Origin of the sequence: Catenovulum agarivorans YM01 (assembly GCF_000281085.1) — a bacterium.
GTDB classification, from domain to species: domain Bacteria; phylum Pseudomonadota; class Gammaproteobacteria; order Enterobacterales; family Alteromonadaceae; genus Catenovulum; species Catenovulum agarivorans.
In genome coordinates this window covers 114056-131272 of sequence record NZ_JH767524.1, presented here as the reverse complement: position 1 = coordinate 131272, position 17217 = coordinate 114056, and the positions used below count along the sequence as shown (strand labels likewise).

General features: G+C 40.4%; 17 protein-coding genes. 11 read left to right on the top strand and 6 right to left on the bottom strand.

Annotated elements, in window-relative coordinates:
- Positions 1-5 precede the first annotated feature (5 nt).
- The 4 genes from WSC_RS22040 to WSC_RS0106745 are packed head-to-tail and all read left to right on the top strand — an operon-like array spanning position 6 to position 6186.
- Entirely contained in the window at positions 6-1322 is a 1317-nt protein-coding gene (locus WSC_RS22040) for a FecR family protein (RefSeq protein ID WP_016955162.1), read from the top strand.
- 27 nt (positions 1323-1349) lie between these two features.
- Positions 1350-2213 carry an MBL fold metallo-hydrolase gene (locus tag WSC_RS0106755; protein WP_016955161.1) on the top strand — a complete coding sequence of 288 codons (864 nt, stop codon included), beginning with the start codon at positions 1350-1352 and terminating at the stop codon, positions 2211-2213.
- A complete protein-coding gene (locus WSC_RS0106750; RefSeq protein ID WP_016955160.1) occupies positions 2206-4440 on the top strand; it encodes a CHASE2 domain-containing protein in 2235 nt (744 codons plus the stop codon). Before WSC_RS0106755 ends, WSC_RS0106750 begins: the two co-directional genes overlap by 8 nt.
- Before the next feature lie 48 nt (positions 4441-4488).
- Positions 4489-6186, top strand: coding sequence for an HD family phosphohydrolase (locus WSC_RS0106745; protein ID WP_016955159.1), 1698 nt, complete (start codon positions 4489-4491; stop codon positions 6184-6186).
- Here the strand turns inward: WSC_RS0106745 and tesB are convergent, their stop codons facing one another.
- Positions 6187-7044: an acyl-CoA thioesterase II gene (gene tesB / locus WSC_RS0106740; RefSeq protein ID WP_016955158.1), complete on the bottom strand. Its 858-nt coding sequence runs from the start codon at positions 7042-7044 to the stop codon at positions 6187-6189. It abuts the gene before it with no gap.
- A gap of 147 nt (positions 7045-7191) precedes the next feature.
- Here tesB and WSC_RS22035 point away from each other — a divergent pair, with 147 nt between their 5' ends.
- Together WSC_RS22035 and WSC_RS0106730 are read left to right on the top strand one after the other, a co-directional pair.
- On the top strand, positions 7192-8391 hold the full coding sequence (locus WSC_RS22035) for a GGDEF domain-containing protein (RefSeq protein WP_016955157.1): 1200 nt from the start codon (positions 7192-7194) through the stop codon (positions 8389-8391).
- Between the two features lie 26 nt (positions 8392-8417).
- On the top strand, positions 8418-8978 hold the full coding sequence (locus WSC_RS0106730; RefSeq protein WP_016955156.1) for an NUDIX domain-containing protein: 561 nt from the start codon (positions 8418-8420) through the stop codon (positions 8976-8978).
- Between the two features lie 20 nt (positions 8979-8998).
- Here WSC_RS0106730 and WSC_RS0106725 read toward each other — a convergent pair whose 3' ends face one another.
- From WSC_RS0106725 to rsmD, 3 genes are all read right to left on the bottom strand, one after another.
- Positions 8999-9493: a TIGR00645 family protein gene (locus tag WSC_RS0106725; protein ID WP_016955155.1), complete on the bottom strand. Its 495-nt coding sequence runs from the start codon at positions 9491-9493 to the stop codon at positions 8999-9001.
- A 145-nt stretch (positions 9494-9638) separates the two neighbouring features.
- Entirely contained in the window at positions 9639-9851 is a 213-nt protein-coding gene (locus WSC_RS0106720; protein ID WP_016955154.1) for a cold-shock protein, read from the bottom strand.
- A gap of 160 nt (positions 9852-10011) precedes the next feature.
- Positions 10012-10632: a 16S rRNA (guanine(966)-N(2))-methyltransferase RsmD gene (gene rsmD, locus WSC_RS0106715; protein WP_016955153.1), complete on the bottom strand. Its 621-nt coding sequence runs from the start codon at positions 10630-10632 to the stop codon at positions 10012-10014.
- A 104-nt stretch (positions 10633-10736) separates the two neighbouring features.
- On the opposite strand from rsmD, the gene ftsY reads away from it, so the two are divergent.
- From ftsY to ftsX, 3 genes are read left to right on the top strand one after another with little or no spacing between them, the layout of a single operon-like run.
- Positions 10737-12023 (top strand): signal recognition particle-docking protein FtsY, encoded by a 1287-nt coding sequence (gene ftsY / locus WSC_RS0106710; RefSeq protein ID WP_016955152.1) that lies wholly within the window; start codon positions 10737-10739, stop codon positions 12021-12023.
- Between the two features lie 34 nt (positions 12024-12057).
- Complete coding sequence (ftsE, locus tag WSC_RS0106705; RefSeq protein WP_016955151.1) at positions 12058-12750, top strand: cell division ATP-binding protein FtsE; 693 nt, start codon at positions 12058-12060, stop codon at positions 12748-12750.
- Positions 12747-13739, top strand: a complete 993-nt coding sequence (gene ftsX, locus WSC_RS0106700) for a permease-like cell division protein FtsX (protein ID WP_016955150.1) — start codon at positions 12747-12749, stop codon at positions 13737-13739. The genes ftsE and ftsX overlap by 4 nt, the downstream gene beginning before the upstream one ends.
- A 69-nt stretch (positions 13740-13808) precedes the next feature.
- On the opposite strand, the gene WSC_RS0106695 is transcribed toward ftsX, so the two are convergent.
- A complete protein-coding gene (locus WSC_RS0106695) occupies positions 13809-14549 on the bottom strand; it encodes a DUF481 domain-containing protein (protein WP_016955149.1) in 741 nt (246 codons plus the stop codon).
- 14 nt (positions 14550-14563) lie between these two features.
- Positions 14564-15385, bottom strand: coding sequence for a mechanosensitive ion channel family protein (locus tag WSC_RS0106690; protein ID WP_016955148.1), 822 nt, complete (start codon positions 15383-15385; stop codon positions 14564-14566).
- Positions 15386-15628: 243 nt separating this feature from the next.
- Here WSC_RS0106690 and crp point away from each other — a divergent pair, with 243 nt between their 5' ends.
- Both crp and WSC_RS24000 read left to right on the top strand, forming a co-directional pair.
- A complete protein-coding gene (gene crp / locus WSC_RS0106685; RefSeq protein WP_016955147.1) occupies positions 15629-16261 on the top strand; it encodes a cAMP-activated global transcriptional regulator CRP in 633 nt (210 codons plus the stop codon).
- Positions 16262-16393: 132 nt separating this feature from the next.
- Positions 16394-17203, top strand: a complete 810-nt coding sequence (locus WSC_RS24000) for an LPP20 family lipoprotein (protein WP_016955146.1) — start codon at positions 16394-16396, stop codon at positions 17201-17203.
- Positions 17204-17217 lie beyond the last annotated feature (14 nt).

The following is a 17217-nucleotide window of genomic DNA, read 5'->3' as shown; positions in this document are numbered from 1 at the left end:
AACTCATGAAAATTAACTTTGGTCTACGTATCGTTTTTTTACCTCTAGCATTTATGCCACAACTAGGCACTGCTGCTGATATTGCTGGACGCACCTTAGTCGCATTAGGTGATGTGGCGGCGGTTGGTGAAGAAACACGCCCATTAAAACGACGTTCAGCTGTGTATGATGTTGATACGGTAACAACCGGGCCTAAAAGCAAAGCTCAGTTTAAAATGATGGATGGCGGTTTGCTGGCAGTAAAAGAGAATACACAACTGATTATTTCAACCTATGAGTATGATCCAGAAACAGATACTGGCTCAGCCGTAATGAATTTGCTTTCAGGTGGCATTCGGACTATTAGTGGAAAAATAAAAAATGACAATGGCGAATATCAGTTAAAAACACCTGTTGGTAGTATTGGTATTCGCGGGACTCATTTTGAGATTGAACTGGTTGATGGTGAAATGTTTATTGCCGTTTGGGATGGCGCGATTGACGTTAATGTTGAAGTTGGTGGTGGAGTTGACTTAGTTTCTTTTGGGGCTAACGAAAACTTTAGTTTTGGTAAAATACAAGCAAACGGTCAAGTAACTGGGTTGTTGACTGCTCCGGAAGTTTTTGATTCGGGACATAGTGTTGATCCAACTCAGGATTCAGAGCAGCAGGAATCAACTGAATCAGAGCAAGATGAGAATGATGGCGAGCAGAGCAATAATTCAGGGTCGAATGAATCATCGACGCTAGCAAGCAACGAAGGTAATGCGGACTCTTTGAATGTTGGAATGACTGAGTCTGAACAGAGCGCTAGCCCAACTGCGCAAGACGATTCTCCCACAGAAATTGTATTTGAGCCAACTCAAGATGAGACGCCGGAAGTCCCATTGCCGGAGGAATTTGACAAAGAACCTGACTTCGACGATCCAACGTTTGATCCGATTGCTGACCGAGTTGGCATCGCGAATTTTAGTTTGGACGAACATCAAATTGTTAGTAGCTTAGGGGCCGTATCAGATGTGACCGTGAGCATGCAAATTAACTTTGATCAACAAAGTGTTGAGCGAGGCTTTTTATCATTCTCCGATGAAGGGGGGGAATGGTTAGCTCGTTTTAATGGGGCGATTCGCGGCGCTGAACTAGATGTAGGTGTTAATTATGCGTCTCATGGTGATAACTTGGCAGAAGGCGAAATTGACGCTATTTTTACTACATCCGAGACAATAAACGGTAATGTGGCGTTAAATGAGGTTGATAACCCAGAAGTTAATGCTTCAGGAACCTTTGAGCTAACTGAAACGAATGAATCAGTCGCAAGCGATGATATTGCAACAGATCTGTAAGTACATGGAAACAAAAGGTAGTAAAGCATGTGGGTAGAGTTTTTTGGAGTAAGAGGTAGTATGCCAGCAGCAGGCGCTGAGTTTGCAAAATATGGCGGCAATACGGCTTGTGTTCATGTAGAACTTGAAGACGGTACAGATATCATACTTGATGCGGGTACAGGTATAGTTAAATTAGGTGATGAGTTGCTCGCTAAGGGTAAACCTATTCATTTAATGTTGACGCACAATCATTGGGATCATATTCAAGGATTCCCGTTTTTTACTCCAGCATACCAAGTAAAGCGTAAAATTGTTTTAACACCCGGGTTAACCACACCCAGAGAAGATGATGCAGTCTTACAACAAATGTCAGGTACTTGGTTTCCGATAAAATCGGATGAGCTTAGAGCTGATATCGAATTAACGCCATACGAAGGGCAAGATAGCTGGCAGGTCGGTAGTGCAACCGTGCGACGCAAATCGCTCAACCATCCTGGAGGTGGTTCTGCATATTTAATCGAAGAAAATGGCTACAAACTCGCTTATGTAACAGATAATGAACTGTACCCGCCATATCAAATATCGACTACCTTTGAAGAATGGGTTGAGTTTATTAGCGAGGCTGATTTATTAATCCATGATGCTCAATATATTGACAAAGATATGCCACATAAACACGGATGGGGACACAGCTTAGTTGACCAGGCGGTTGAATTAGCCGTTACCGCTAAAGTAAAACAGTGTGCCTTATATAGCCATGACTACACGCGCACAGATGAAGATATTGAACATCAAGTTGCACATATACAAGCTATGTTAGAGCGCAGAAAATCGAAAACACATATATTTGCCGCATACGAAGGTATGGTGATCCAACTCGCAGATGATGCAGCACCAATAAATGATTAAAATTACCTCCCACAGACTAGCTGTTTTCTGTGGGTTATTATTAACACTAACTTTTATTTTGCTGCAGTTATCGCCCGTCAACTCAGACACTCGTGCTGGATTAAATCGCTTAGATGGTTTGCTCTACGATTTGCGTTTCAACTTTTTATTACCTTATCGTAATCAATATTCGGACAACAAGATTGTTGTTATAGATATTGACGAGAAAAGCATACGTGAACAAGGTCGCTTTCCATGGAGTCGGGTCAAAACCGCAAAAATGGTCGATCAATTGTTTAACGCGGGTGCCGTTGTTATCGCATTCGACGTCATGTTTTCCGAAGAAGAAGTTAATCCGGTTGACTTTATTTTATCCAATACGCCAAAGTCAGATGTAGTTGAGCAGCATTTATCCAAGTATCGGCAGCAGCTCGATCCCGATACTCAGTTAGCTGAAAGTATTAGCCAAGGTGATGTGATTCTTGGGACATTATTTGAAGATCAACTAGTCGCTATGTCTGGGCATTTGCCTGATAGCCCTATTATTATGCAGCCACAAGTCGACATTACTAGAACAAAAGCTGTCGCAAAACCTGCATTTGTCGGGGTTGTTGATACCTTGTATCAAGCTGCACAACAAAGTGGTTTTATCATCTCTCAAGGTTTTATGAATTCAATGCCAGATGAAGATGGTTCGATTCGTCGTGCAGCCCTAGTCATTCGTCATCAAGACAAACTCTACTCTTCACTGGCTTTAGAAGCTGTCCGCGCATATTTGTTTGAACCTACTATTAAGGTAAAAACTGAGCCTGAAGGTGGTCAATACAATATTGTGGGTATTGAATTAAATAAACAAAATATACGGACAGATATACATGGGCACATTTTGGTGCCCTACCGTGGCGGAAAACAAAGCTTTGAATACATCTCAGCGACTGATGTGATTGAAGGCAGAGTCGGTGATGAAAAGCTCGCAGGCGCAATTGCGTTTATAGGCACTTCTTCTGTTGGTTTAGCTGATTTACGGGAAACCCCAGTTGGTATTCAATATCCGGGGGTTGAGATTCATGCAAATGTTGCTGAGGCCTTGTTACATCCAGATATACTCAAATTTAAACCCGATACTGCCAATGGTATGGTAGTGTTGATTTTATGTGTGCTCGGTATGCTGACGAGTTGGTTAATGCCTAAGTTAGATTCAATCAAAATGGCATTGACAGGCGCAACTTTAATCGCAATCAGTATAGTGTTTAATCTGGTTCAATGGCATTTTTTTAGTATTGTATTACCATTGTTTACCGTAATCGCTTTGCTGGTTACAATAACAGCTGTGAATGTCGCTATTGGATATGCAGCAGAGTCGAACCAGAAAAAAGTGATCAAGGGGTTCTTTGACCAATATGTGCCGCCTGCGCATATTGACAAAATGTTAAGTGACCCAAGCAGTGTATCGTTTGATGGTGAAAGAAAGGTCATGAGTGTACTGTTTTCAGACATTCGCAGTTTTACGACTATTTCTGAAAGGCTGTCAGCAACAGAGCTGAAACAACTGCTCAATCAGTATTTTTCACCTATCACTAAAAGCATTTTAGATCACAAAGGTACGATAGATAAGTATGTAGGTGATATGGTTATGGCATTCTGGGGCGCACCATTGGACGACCCAGAGCATGCAGATAATGCAATTACTGCAGCTTTCGCTATGTTAAAAATAACTGAAGAGCTGAATGTTAGTTTTGTCGAACAAGGTTTACCTGAAATAGCAATTGGTATTGGTATTAATACCGGTGAGATGAATGTGGGTGATATGGGCTCCGAATTTAGACGAGCCTATACTGTGTTGGGTGATGCAGTAAACTTAGGCAGTCGCTTAGAAGGGCTAACCAAGTTTTATGGTGTCAAACTATTGGTAAGTGAATCGACACAAGAGCTCGCCACCAGTTATGTTTATCGACCAATTGACAGAGTTAAAGTTAAAGGTAAAAATCAAGCCGTGGCAATTGTAGAGCCAATTTGTTTGTTTTCAGAGTTAACTGAAGATATCAAAGACGAATTGTCACTGCACTTACAAGCTTACGATTGGTATTTATCACAAGAGTGGCAACAGGCAGAAGAAGTTTTTAGTCAGTTATCCGACCAGTATCCGGCTAGAATGTTATATAAAATCTACCTTGAACGTATTGAAGAATTGCGAGAGCAAGACTTTATTGAAAATTGGGATGGAAGTTTTACCCATACGAGTAAATAATATAAGAGGCGCATGGATGTTTAATGTGAATAAGTAAGTGAGCAGTTAATGAGTGAGAGTATTTCGGAAACTATTTCAGAGATAGTTCAGCAAGACTTGCATGAGCAAGTTGATCACCTAATAAAAGTAGGCGTCGCGCTGTCGTCTGAAAAAGACACCACTAAGTTACTCGAACAAATATTATTTGCCGCACAACAGCTTACCCACGCTGACGGCGGTACTATTTATTCAGTTACCGAAGACAGCCAGCTTAAATTTGAGACCCTCATTAATCATACATTAAACATGTATATGGGTGGCACCAGCGGACAAGCGATTCCGTTTCCAAATATCCCATTAGAAATTGAAGGCAAAGCCAACTTAAATGCCTTGGTGGCTTTTGCTGCAAATAAAGACTTAGTGGTCAATATTCCAGATGCTTATCAACCTTTTGATGGCTTTGATATGACAGCTGCACGGGAAATGGATAAAAAAATCGGCTATCGTACTCAGTCTGTTTTAACCATTCCGATGAAAAACCATGAAGGTGAATTAAATGGCGTATTGCAATTAATTAATGCGCAAAAAATATTGGAAAATGGGGAAACTGAGATAATTCCGTTTTCTCCTGAAATCCAACGTTTAGTTGATTCACTTGCTTCGCAAGCCGCTGTTGCATTGACAAACAGGCAGCTCATTGACGACATGCAAACGCTTTTCCAATCATTTACTAAATTGATTGCGAAAGCGATAGATGAAAAATCTCCATATACGGGGGGGCACTGCCGTAGAGTACCCGAAATTACCATGTTACTCGCACAAGCCGTTAATCAAGTTGATTATGGGCCATTGTCCGATTTTTCAATGACAGAAAAAGACATGTACGAGCTTAATATTGCCGCTTGGTTGCACGATTGTGGTAAAGTTGGCACGCCTGAATATGTGATGGACAAAGCAACTAAATTAGAAACTATTGCCGATAGAATTCATTTAGTTGCAAGTCGATTTGAAATTGTTAAACGTGATATCCAATTAAGTTATCAGCAAAAAATAATTGATGCGTATAAAACGAACCAAGCAGACACTATAGTCAATTACGAAGCCGAACTGAATGAGGCGCTTGCTCAACTTGACGCTGATTTTGAATTTCTGCGCAACGCTAATATTGGCGGTGAATTTATGACGCCAGAAGATCAAAAACGAGTTGAGGAAATAGGTCAGCAAGCGGAAGTAACTATTAATGGTACTACAACTCCGTTGTTAACCAGCGATGAAATATACAACTTACAAATTGCCCGTGGTACGTTAAATAATGAAGAGCGAGCGATTATTAATCGTCATATCGAAATCACCATAGATATGCTGGAAGCACTGCCATTTCCTAAGCATTTACGCCGGGTACCTGAATATGCAGGTGGGCATCATGAAAAGATGGACGGAACAGGATATCCTCGACAGTTAACTCGTCAGCAGATGTCGGTACCAGCGCGAATGATGGCCATTGCAGATATTTTTGAAGCATTAACAGCTGCTGATAGACCGTACAAACCTGCTAAGTCGTTGAGCCAGTGTTTAAAAATATTGGGTTTTATGAAAAAAGATAATCATATAGATCCAGATCTATTTGATGTGTTTGTCGACTCGGGGATTTACAAAATCTTTGCCAAAGAGTTTCTTAACCCAGAACAAATTGACGAAGTCGATTTGGACAAGATACCGGGTTATGTTCGACCTGAATTAAGGTATCAAACAAAAGCGGCCAGTTAATTACTTAAACCGCAAAACTCCTTCTTGTACACATGAGGCAACTAGTTGGCCGTCACGGTTAAATAGTTGGCCTCTTACTAAACCACGAGCACCTGAAGCTGACGGGCTATCTATCTGGTAAAGCAGCCAATCATCGAATTTAAACGGACGATGAAACCAAATTGAGTGATCAATGGTGGCCACTTTCATATTAGGGTCCATAAATGAGCGCCCGTGTGGTTGCAGAGCTGTTGTTAGGAAATTAAAGTCGGACGCATAGGCTAACAAAAACTTATGTGTGGCAATATTATCCGGTACGCTGCCATTGGCTTTGAGCCAAATATGCCTGTGTGGTGGTAAAACCTCGGGTTTAAGTGGGTTAATTAATTCAACTGGGCGAATTTCAATTGGTTTGTCACAAGTAAATTTATCACGAATTGAACTTGGGATTAATTCTTGATTAGCCCTAGCAAACTCGAGCTCACTGACAAGCAGTTCCGGGCCAACAACATCAGGCATTTGTGCTTGATGGTCGACCCCTTGCTCGTCAATTTGAAATGAAGCGGTAAGATAAAATATGGTTTTGCCATGTTGGATTGCTTCAACTCTGCGGGTACTAAAACCTTTACCGTCACGAATTACATCTACTTTGTAAACTATCGGGTGTTTAACATCGCCAGGGCGCAAAAAGTATGAGTGAAATGAATGAACATCGCGCTCGGCTTCAACCGTTTGTTGTGCAGCAGACAAAGCTTGGCCAAGTACTTGCCCTCCAAATACTGCGCCGAAACCTAAATCTTGCGACTGTCCTCTATATATTCCTTGCTCAATGCGCTCCAACGACATTAAACCAATTAATTCGTCTAACACGGCACTCATGATTCCCCCAAACATTTACAGATGTTAAATGGTACGACCAGTTAACTATAGCGGATATATGCGCTTGAGTCTTGGTTAAACGTGTTTTTTCTAGGGGAAGTCAGTATACTGCTGGCAAAAAACAGAGTTTTGAACTGATATAACCAGATGTTACTAAAAGCGCTTATTATTCCGGTTGCCCTAGTCATAGTAAGTTACCTTGCTCACGTAGAATATTTATACCAATTTGGCGCTTGGCATAGGGCGTTAGACTGGTTACCTCAAGCATGTTTATTACTCGCTTTAGGCCTTGCTGTACAATACAATCAGTTGCGCGTTGCGCTAGCCTGCATACTTGCTGCTTTGTTGTTACCGCAATTTGATATTTGGAATACTCATGGTCAGCTAGACCTATCCGGACAAAATGCGGCTAAGCTCACCACACTATCTGCAGCCGTAATCATTTGTTTAGCCCTACCGAATAAGAGTTTACGCCATTGGTTAGGCTGGATGTTGTTAATTATTGGTTTGAGTCCGTTAATCATGAGTTATATTGGTTGGCAGCTCGCACCAACTAAGTTAACTGCATTATTCGTAGCGTTAAATCAGCCGGCTCTGCAAGCTCCGTTTTATTCATACGCAGCCTTGATAGCTTGCATATCGTCAATGTTATTTAGCTTGTTTGCTTGTTGGCGATATAAACAGGCGCAAGAAGGCGTATTTATTGGATTAGTTTGTGCTGCATGGTTATCCACGCAATTGGCTGATAATGTGCAATTGGTTGTTTTAAGTTATTTAGCTGTTGCTGTAACTGCTATCATTTTTGTTGCTCAGCATGCTTATCGTCTTGCTTATTATGATGAATTGACTGGGCTACCATCACGCCGAGCGTTAAACCAATATGCTTCTTCACTTGGACGCAATTATATAGTAGTGATGTCAGATGTAGATCACTTCAAAAAGTTTAACGATACCTATGGCCACGATGTTGGAGATCAGGTACTGAAACTGGTTGCGAGCCGACTCAATCAAGTTGGTCAAGGTGGGCGCGTTTTTCGCTATGGCGGTGAAGAATTCACATTAGTGTTTAAAGGCCATAAACAAACTAAAGTGGTCGCAGAGCTAGAGAAATTGCGTCAAAGCATAGCTGATTACGACATGGTTGTCCGTGATAAAACACGACCAAATCAAAGCAAAAAAGACCGCCAAACGAACCTTAAAGCGAGCAAACAAGTGGTAAATGTCACGATAAGTTTAGGCTATTGTATTAGCAGCAAAGCGCATGGTGGTTTTGATGCTTGTTTAAAAGTGGCGGATGAAGCTCTATATAGAGCGAAAAAAGCTGGGCGAAATTGCGTAAGTGATTAACCAGTTACAACAGAAAAGGACAAAATATGGCGATTGAATTAAAAGATGAAAGTAATCCTTGGTTAGTACATGCTAGCAAAGAAATTTATAGTAATGCGTGGATCAGAGTGCGTGAAGATCAAGTAACAACACCAGCGAATACGCAAGGTATTTATAGTGTGGTTGAGTTCCAAAACTTAGCCGTTGGTATAGTACCAATTGATGAGCAAGGTAATACTTGGTTGGTCGGCCAGTGGCGCTATCCACTGGAAGCTTACAGTTGGGAAATTATTGAAGGTGGTTGCCCCAAAGGGGAAAAACCAGAAGATTGCGCACTACGTGAGTTGAAGGAAGAAGCGGGATTAACCGCAGAGAAGCTCATGCCGTTTATGGAATTATCGCTTTCTAATAGTTCTACCGATGACAAAGCGATAGTCTATTTGGCGACAGGTATTGTAGAAGGTGAAGCAGAACCAGAAGAAACCGAACAATTACAATTGGTTAAAATGCCGCTGGCCGATGTATATGAGTTAGTTCTTGCCGGAAAAATTCATGACTCAATTAGTGTTGCGGCTATACTTAAGCTAAAAGCGTTAGATTACTTTTAGCTTAAGGGCCATCAACCGCTTTAGTGACCTTTGCGGGTAATTTTATCCAAATAACCCATAGCAAAAGCAGAAGCGACAAACGTTAAATGGATAATGACATACCAATACATCTTTTCGCTTTCTATGTTGTCGGCATTCATAAAGACTTTCAGTAGATGAATTGACGAAATTGCCACAATTGATGCTGCCACTTTATTTTTGAGTGTGCCAGCATCCACTTTACCTAACCAGCCGAGTTTTTCTTGTCCTTCACCAATGTCGATTTGGCTAACGAAGTTCTCATAGCTAGAAAACATCACCATAACCAGAAGGCCACCAACCAGCGCCATGTCAATCAATGACAGGATAACCAGAATTAAATCAGTTTCTTTGGTTTCAAGTATATGAGGAATAAGGTGAAATATTTCTTGGAAAAATTTCACTGCTAGTGCGACTAATGCCAAGCTTAAACCGATGTAAATTGGCGCTAAAAGCCATCGTGTTGCATACAACAATCTTTCTAACTGCTTTTCCAAAGCAAGCTCCTATGGTCAAACTAAGATAAATCTGGGGTGATTATACAAGCTTAATAGGCTGCGCCAAGGGATGCGCTTGAATTTTAGATACAAAAAAGCCGACTCAAGTCGGCTTTTTAAGATTCGTAATTACCTTTAAAGGAAATTATGCCGGTACAACATTCTCAGCTTGAGGACCTTTTTGACCTTGAGTAACAGTCATAGTTACTTGTTGGCCTTCAGCTAGGGTTCTACGTCCACCAGCAGTTTGGATTGCGCTGTAGTGAACAAATACGTCCTTGCCGCCTTCTTGCTCAATAAATCCAAAACCCTTTTCATCATTGAACCACTTTACTGTACCGATAACTTGATTTGACATTTTCTTCTCTTACAAAATAAAACTAAGTTGCCACAGGATCTGACAACTTTTCAGTTGCGAAAAACCGCAGAATTCATTGTAGCAGCTAAATTGGTTAAATGTCGCTCAATATTTTAAATTTTTATGAAAATTTTTTATCTGCAACACTAACTAGCGAAAGTTAAGCTGTGTGTTGATATAAATGGAAGCTCGATTGGCCGGCAGTTTGGCTTTTTAATAAGCGCCAAGTGCTTGGTAAATCTACAAAATTGAGTTCTTTTTCATATTCAAGGTAAATTAGGGCATCAGGCGCTAACCAACCTTTATCTACCAGTAAATGACAAGATTGGCTGACTAAGTTTTGTCGAAAAGGCGGGTCGATAAAAACTAAATCAAACTGTTTGTTTGCCGAAGTTGCCAAATATTGCAGGCTATCAGTTGTGATAACTTGAGTGTTGGTATTTGCAGCTAATTTTAAGCTAGTTAAATTTTTTTCCAGTTGTTGTGCCGCTGCCGATGATTTTTCTAAAAGTGTAACGTCAGTAGCGCCACGAGAGAGCGCCTCAAAAGCGAGTGAGCCAGAGCCTGCAAAACAATCAAGTGTGGTACTGCCTGCCACATCAAACATTAGCCAGTTAAATACTGTTTCTTTAACTCTGTCTGTGGTCGGGCGCAAACCATCTATATCCATCACAGCAAGCTTTTTTCCTTTAAATAAACCAGAAATAATACGTACACTTCCTGGATTCTTGCTTGCTTTAGCATTTGCTTTATTTTGTCTACGGGCTGGGCGTGATACCATTGGCGTCTAGATTTAATATAAAAATGATATTTTACCTCAAAGCTGGGTGTTAGAGCCAGTTTCCATCATATTTAACGCGATTTTTAAAGAGTAAGTTAGCCAAAATGAGTCAGAAAAAAGGTTTATTTGGATGGTTTGGACGCAAGTCTGAACAAAAAAACACTGAAGAAGTAATTGAGCAAGCTGTCGTTCAGCCAGAGGCTGAACAAAATACTAATACAGCAGATAAAACGCCAGCAGAACCTACTGAAAGTACTGCAGAGCTTGTTGTTAAAGAGCCGGTTGAATCTCAACAGCCAGCTGTTGAACAAGCAAGCATTGAAGAAACTGAAGTTGAAGACGTTGTAATTGAACAAGAGATAACTAAACAAGCTGTAACTGAGCAAACGCCTGTCGAAGAAGTAGGCACGCCAGTTGCTGCCGAACAAAAGCAGCCAGAGCCACAACAAAAACCTAAACAAGGTTTATTCGCTCGGCTAAAAGCCAGTTTAACTCGTACCAAAGCGTCAATCGGAAGTGGATTGTTTTCACTATTCAAAGGCAAAAAAATTGATGATGAGTTGTATGAGGACCTAGAAACGCAGCTGTTGATGGCGGATGTGGGCATTGATACCACGATGAAAATTATCGACCAGGTAACAGAAGCGGCAGAGAAAAAACAACTCAAAGAAGCGGAAGGTTTGTATTCGGTTGTTAAAGAGCAAATGCAGCAAATTTTACAAGAGGTTGAGCAACCGCTAGAGCTTGAAAAGTCGAAAGGTCCGTTTGTTATGCTGATGGTTGGGGTTAACGGTGTTGGTAAAACCACGACTATAGGTAAATTAGCCAAACAATATCAACAGCAAGGCAAGTCAGTTATGTTGGCTGCTGGTGATACATTTAGAGCGGCAGCGGTCGAGCAATTACAAGTATGGGGGCAACGCAATGATATTGCCGTTGTCGCGCAACATACTGGCGCAGATAGTGCTTCGGTTATTTACGATGCTTACGAATCAGCTAAATCTAAAAACGTTGATGTATTGATTGCGGATACGGCAGGACGATTACAAAACAAATCACACTTGATGGAAGAATTGAAAAAAATTGTGCGTGTGATGAAAAAAATTGATGCAGATGCACCACATGAAGTTATGCTGGTGGTTGACGCAACTACAGGGCAAAATGCGATTAGCCAAGCTAAGTTATTTGGTGAAGCGGTTGGTTTAACTGGTATTAGTTTAACTAAACTGGATGGCACAGCCAAAGGTGGGGTTATTTTTGCAATAGCCGACAAATTTAAAGTACCAATTAGGTATATAGGTGTAGGTGAAGGTATAGACGATTTACGCCCGTTTGCCGCCAATGATTTTATTGAAGCGCTATTTGCTCAAGAAGAAAGTGAGCAAGCATAAAATAATTACTAAAAAATAATTTACAGGGGATAGTATGATTCGATTTGAGCAAGTATCTAAATCCTACTCAGGTGGTGTGCAAGCGTTACAAAAAATTAGCTTTCATATTCAGCCTGGTGAAATGGCCTTTTTAACTGGTCATTCAGGCGCAGGCAAAAGTACGCTGCTCAAATTGATCTCAATAATGGAGCGACCTTCCGCTGGTCATGTATTTATTAACGGCCACGATTTAAGCAAAATATCGCGTAAACAAATCCCATATGTTCGTCGCGATATTGGCATGATTTTCCAAAATCACAGGCTGCTGCGTGACAATACCATATTTGACAATATAGCTCTGCCGCTGATTATTGAAGGTTATGGTTTAAAAGAAATTCGTAAACGTGTCGACACTGCATTAGATAAAGTCGGTTTACTCGATAAAGCCCGCTACTATCCTAATATGCTCTCTGGTGGCGAGCAGCAAAGGGTTGGTATTGCCAGAGCTGTGGTCAACACGCCGCCGATTTTATTAGCCGACGAACCCACAGGTAATTTAGACCCAAAACTCTCGTTAGAAATTATGCGCTTGTTTGAAGAATTTAACAGTGTTGGTACGAGTGTGCTGATTGCAACCCATGACCTTGGTTTGATCGCTCGGATGAAATACCGAACTTTAACTTTGACCAAAGGACGCATGGTACAAGATGGTTTACAAGCGGAAGAAAACCAAGGAGCTGAGTTATGAGTTTGTTGTTTAAACAGCGCAATTCAGCCGGTGCCAATCAAAGAAAATTGGGCATTGTCGCAAAAATCATCGCCTTTTTTGTTGGTAATATTCGTCATTGGTTAGCCGCTTTAGGCGATATTTGGCGCGATCCAATTCCATCCATTTTAACTGTTGCTGTATTGGGTGTGAGTTTAACTTTACCATCCATTATGTATGTGGTGGCTAAAAATGCCCAAAGTGTCGAACAGCACTGGCAAAATGCCGCAGAAATATCACTATTTTTACACACAGATTTATCCGACAAACAAATTCAAACTTTCGTAAAACAAGTTCAATTACATGCAAAAGTAGAAAAAGTGACTTTTGTCAGCAATGAGCAAGCTCTGGATGAATTTGAACAATTATCCGGTTTTGGTGACGCCTTAAATTTGTTGGAAGCTAATCCGCTCCCTAATGTGTTAATTGTTATTCCGCTTGCTGAATATGCGTTAGCTTCTCCCGCGGCTGATTTATTAACAGAGCTAGAGCAAATGCGTGAAGTTGAATTTGGTAAATTGGATATAGAGTGGTTACGTCGACTGAATGCGGTTTTATCCTTAATTAAAGATACCATGGGTAGTTTGGGGGTGTTGTTGTGTATATCTGTCGTGTTGATTGTCGGCAACACCATTCGTTTATCTATTATTAACCGTAAAGAAGAAATCGAAGTACTTAAGCTGGTGGGTGCAACAGATGGTTTTATTCAGCGCCCTTTTTTGTTTACTGGCTTATGGTACGGCTTTTTTGGTGGTTTAATCGCATGGCTGAGCATAGAAATTATGTTGTATTATTTATCTGGCTCAATCGTGCGGATTGCTGATTTATATCAATCAGATTTTAGATTATCTGGTTTGTCGGTTGCTGAGATGGTCAATTTATTGTTGATCAGTATGGGGTTAGGTTTGTCTGGCTCTTATTTGGTGGTACGCAAACAAATATTGTTAATCGAACCTGATTCGAGTATCTAGCCGTTAAAGTGCTCTCCTAAAAGAAAAGGCGCTGAAGAGCGCCTTTTGTGTTTTTGTTTGCAGATAAACTTAAAACAAATAAACAAAAGTGATACTGGTTGTAGTATCTGTATTTTCTTTGTTGTCTGGCACTTCACTATTATGAGTCACTGTATACGCGGCTTTCATACTTAAACTGCCCATCAGATTAGCCGATACGGCTGATTCCGATTTAGTTTTAGTGTTCTTACCACTTTCTAGCGCTGCTTCAGTGCTTAGTTTCTGAGTAAATTTTGCATGATCGCTAAATTTGTACTGATATTCAGCGGCTAAACGTAATACGGCGCTTTCGTCCTTTTCGCCACCATCAACTTTATTAAAAGTATAACCAGGACCAACGTTGTATTTTAAGTAAGATTGGTCAGTTTTAAATAATTGATCTGAATAACCTACAGCTACAGTGCTTTGGTATTCAAAACCACTAAATTTATCGTCTTCGTAAGAAGCAAAAATAAATAGCGCTGAATTTTTATCGTTAAGTTTGTAATCACCTTGACCGGACAAAAAATATTTTTGTGCGGTTGTTTGTGAAACTTTTTCATCACCTTCACCGATTTCATCTTTTTTGTACAAAGCATCTAATTGGTACTGATTACTCCAATTTTCTAACTCATGTTTGTAAGCTATTTTACCCTTTAACGAAGTTGTTTCTGTATTACCTGAAGTAACAATGATACCTAACTCAAACTCACCTTCAGCAGGTGCTTGTGCGATTGCCGAACCTGAAGTTAATGCAGCAGATATAACAGCTAATTGAAAAATGCGCTTCATAAAATCTCCTAAACTTAAACGCTTTCTTTATGCAAATGGACATCCATTTGTGGGAATGGGATTTCAATACCATTATTGTCTAATGCAATTTTGATATTTTTATTTAAGTCATAAAAAACAGCCCAATAATCGGATGTTTTTACCCATACGCGTACGTTAAAGTTTACGGAAGAATCTGCTAACGCAGATACAGCAACTAAACTTGTTGGTTCAGGCAATACTAACTCGTGTTGAGCTAAAACGTCTTTTAGTACCTGTTCGGTTTTTAATAAATCAGCTTTATACGAAACACCAATCACCAGATCTAACCTTCTGGTATCGTGGCGAGAAAAGTTGGTGATAGCACCACCCGTTATTTGAGCATTCGGTAAAACTACATATTTATTATCAGGGGTTGTTAATATGGTAGAAAATATTTGGATCTCTTTTACAACACCAGAAACACCACCTGCTTCGACAAAATCACCTGCTTTAAATGGTCTGAATACAGTGATTAAAATACCTGACGCGAAGTTTGATAACGAACCTTGCAATGACAAGCCAATTGCCAAACCTGCGGCACCTAAGATTGCCACAAAGGTGGCTGTTTGTATGCCTACTTGGCTGAGCGCAGCAATAATAACAGCAGCGAATATAATTGCATTGGCTAAGCTGGCGACAAAACTTGCTACGGCTTTATCAATGCCACGAGCTTCAAGCATTTTTTTGGTCAAAGATGCAATATAGCGCGCGATTTTACTACCAATCCAGAAAATTAATATGGCGGTAACGAAATTGAGTAAATAATCGTTTATTTGTGATTGATTGTTATTGTACCAGTCTAAGACTTGTTCCATAACATGCTCCTGTTAAGATTAAGAAATGTAAGAATTTGGGCGTATGCTCACAATTATATGAACGGCATTAGGTAAGATTTAAAGTTTATCCTTCTACATGCGATATAGTGTACAACGAGAGCAAACCCATTATATGACAGATTAATTATGAGTTGTGAGTGATTTTTCTTCATTTCACTGTATGATATAAAAAGTATCGGAAAAATGTCTACAAGTTCACAATTAGAATAAGAGAGCAAAACCATGAGTATGCCATACCATGTAGCCAACGATGACGAGTTACAACACTTTGTAAAACATTGTAATCGCAAACGTTACCCAGCCAAAAGCACTATGATTTGTGCAGGCGATAAGCCAGAAACTTTATCTTTGTTATTAGACGGCTCAGTTGCTGTTAGTATTGAAAATGAAGAAGGACGCGAGTTAATACTTGCTTACCTAAATCCAGGCGAGTTTTATGGTGAGATGGGGTTGTTTGATGGCCAAGAGCGCAGTGCAACTGTTAAAGCTCGAACTGAATGTGAAGTCGCTGAAATTACTTATGACAAGTTTAAAGATTTGTGTAAATCCCACCCTGAAATTCTTTTTCGAGTTTCTGGCCAGCTAGCACTTAGGTTACGTGATACTTCAAGAAAAGTTGTTGATTTGGCGTTTCTAGACGTGACTGGCCGTGTTGCAGCTGCTTTATTAGACTTGTGTAAACAGCCGGATGCCATGACCCATCCAGATGGTATGCAAATTAAAATCACTCGTCAGGAATTAGGACGCATTGTTGGTTGCTCTCGTGAAATGGTTGGACGCGTGTTAAAAAACCTTGAAGAACAAGGTTTAATCGAAGCTCATGGTAAAACCATGGTGGTTTACGGAACACGCTAACGTTTAGCTGACGTAGCTAAAGATTGTGATTTAGTTCATTGTTTTATTGCGTTTTGGATGATCTAAGCTGTACCCCAGCTTCAATTGATTTACACTTATGATTAGGTCAACATTTTTAACAAGGAATTTGGTATGAAATCGGTATTTGCAGCTTTAATCGTAAGCTTAACTTCGCTGAGTTTTAGTGCTCAGGCAGATAACCAAGCGTTTCAGAGTGGGATTATGCAAGCAACTGGCTTTGGCACAGTTGACATGAGTAAAGTGGCTAATAAAGTACAAGCACGTTTTATGGCTAAACGTGCAGCGCAAGTAGACGCCCAAAGAAACTTAGCAGAGCAAATCAGGGGCATAAGATTAACAGCTGGTACAACAGTTGAAGATTACGAAGTGACTTCCGATGTAATTGCAACCCGAGTTAAAGGGACGTTGGAAGGGGCTTTTATTGTGGATTCTAAGTTATCACAAGAAGATGGAACTTATGTTGCTGAAGTAACTGTTGGTGTGTGTATTAATGCCCAATCTACCCAATGTCGCAACAAACAAAATTTGAAACAAGCACTAGTTGATGCATTGCCGGCTAAAACAAATGAACCAGCAGCACCAGTTTATGTCCCTTCGGCTGAGGTTAAACCTACTCAAGTTCATTCGGCTTTTATACTTGATGCAAGCACCCAAGCGTATACGGCATCATTGGTGACACAAGTGTTTACCAATGATGGAAAATTGGTTTTATCTTCTAAAGATTTTGAACAACATCCAACTAAATCAGTTGTGTGGAGCCAAGATGCGAGTGAGTTTGATAGCTTTTTACCGGTGAAAATTAAAGTTGAAAGAACCATCAATGGCAGTGACTTAGTTGTCTCCAACCAAGATGCTGCGGCAATACTGGCAAATGTAGAGCGCCATTCAATGGATGGTATTTTGGTTATTTTGTCGAAGTAAATAGGTTGGTAAAC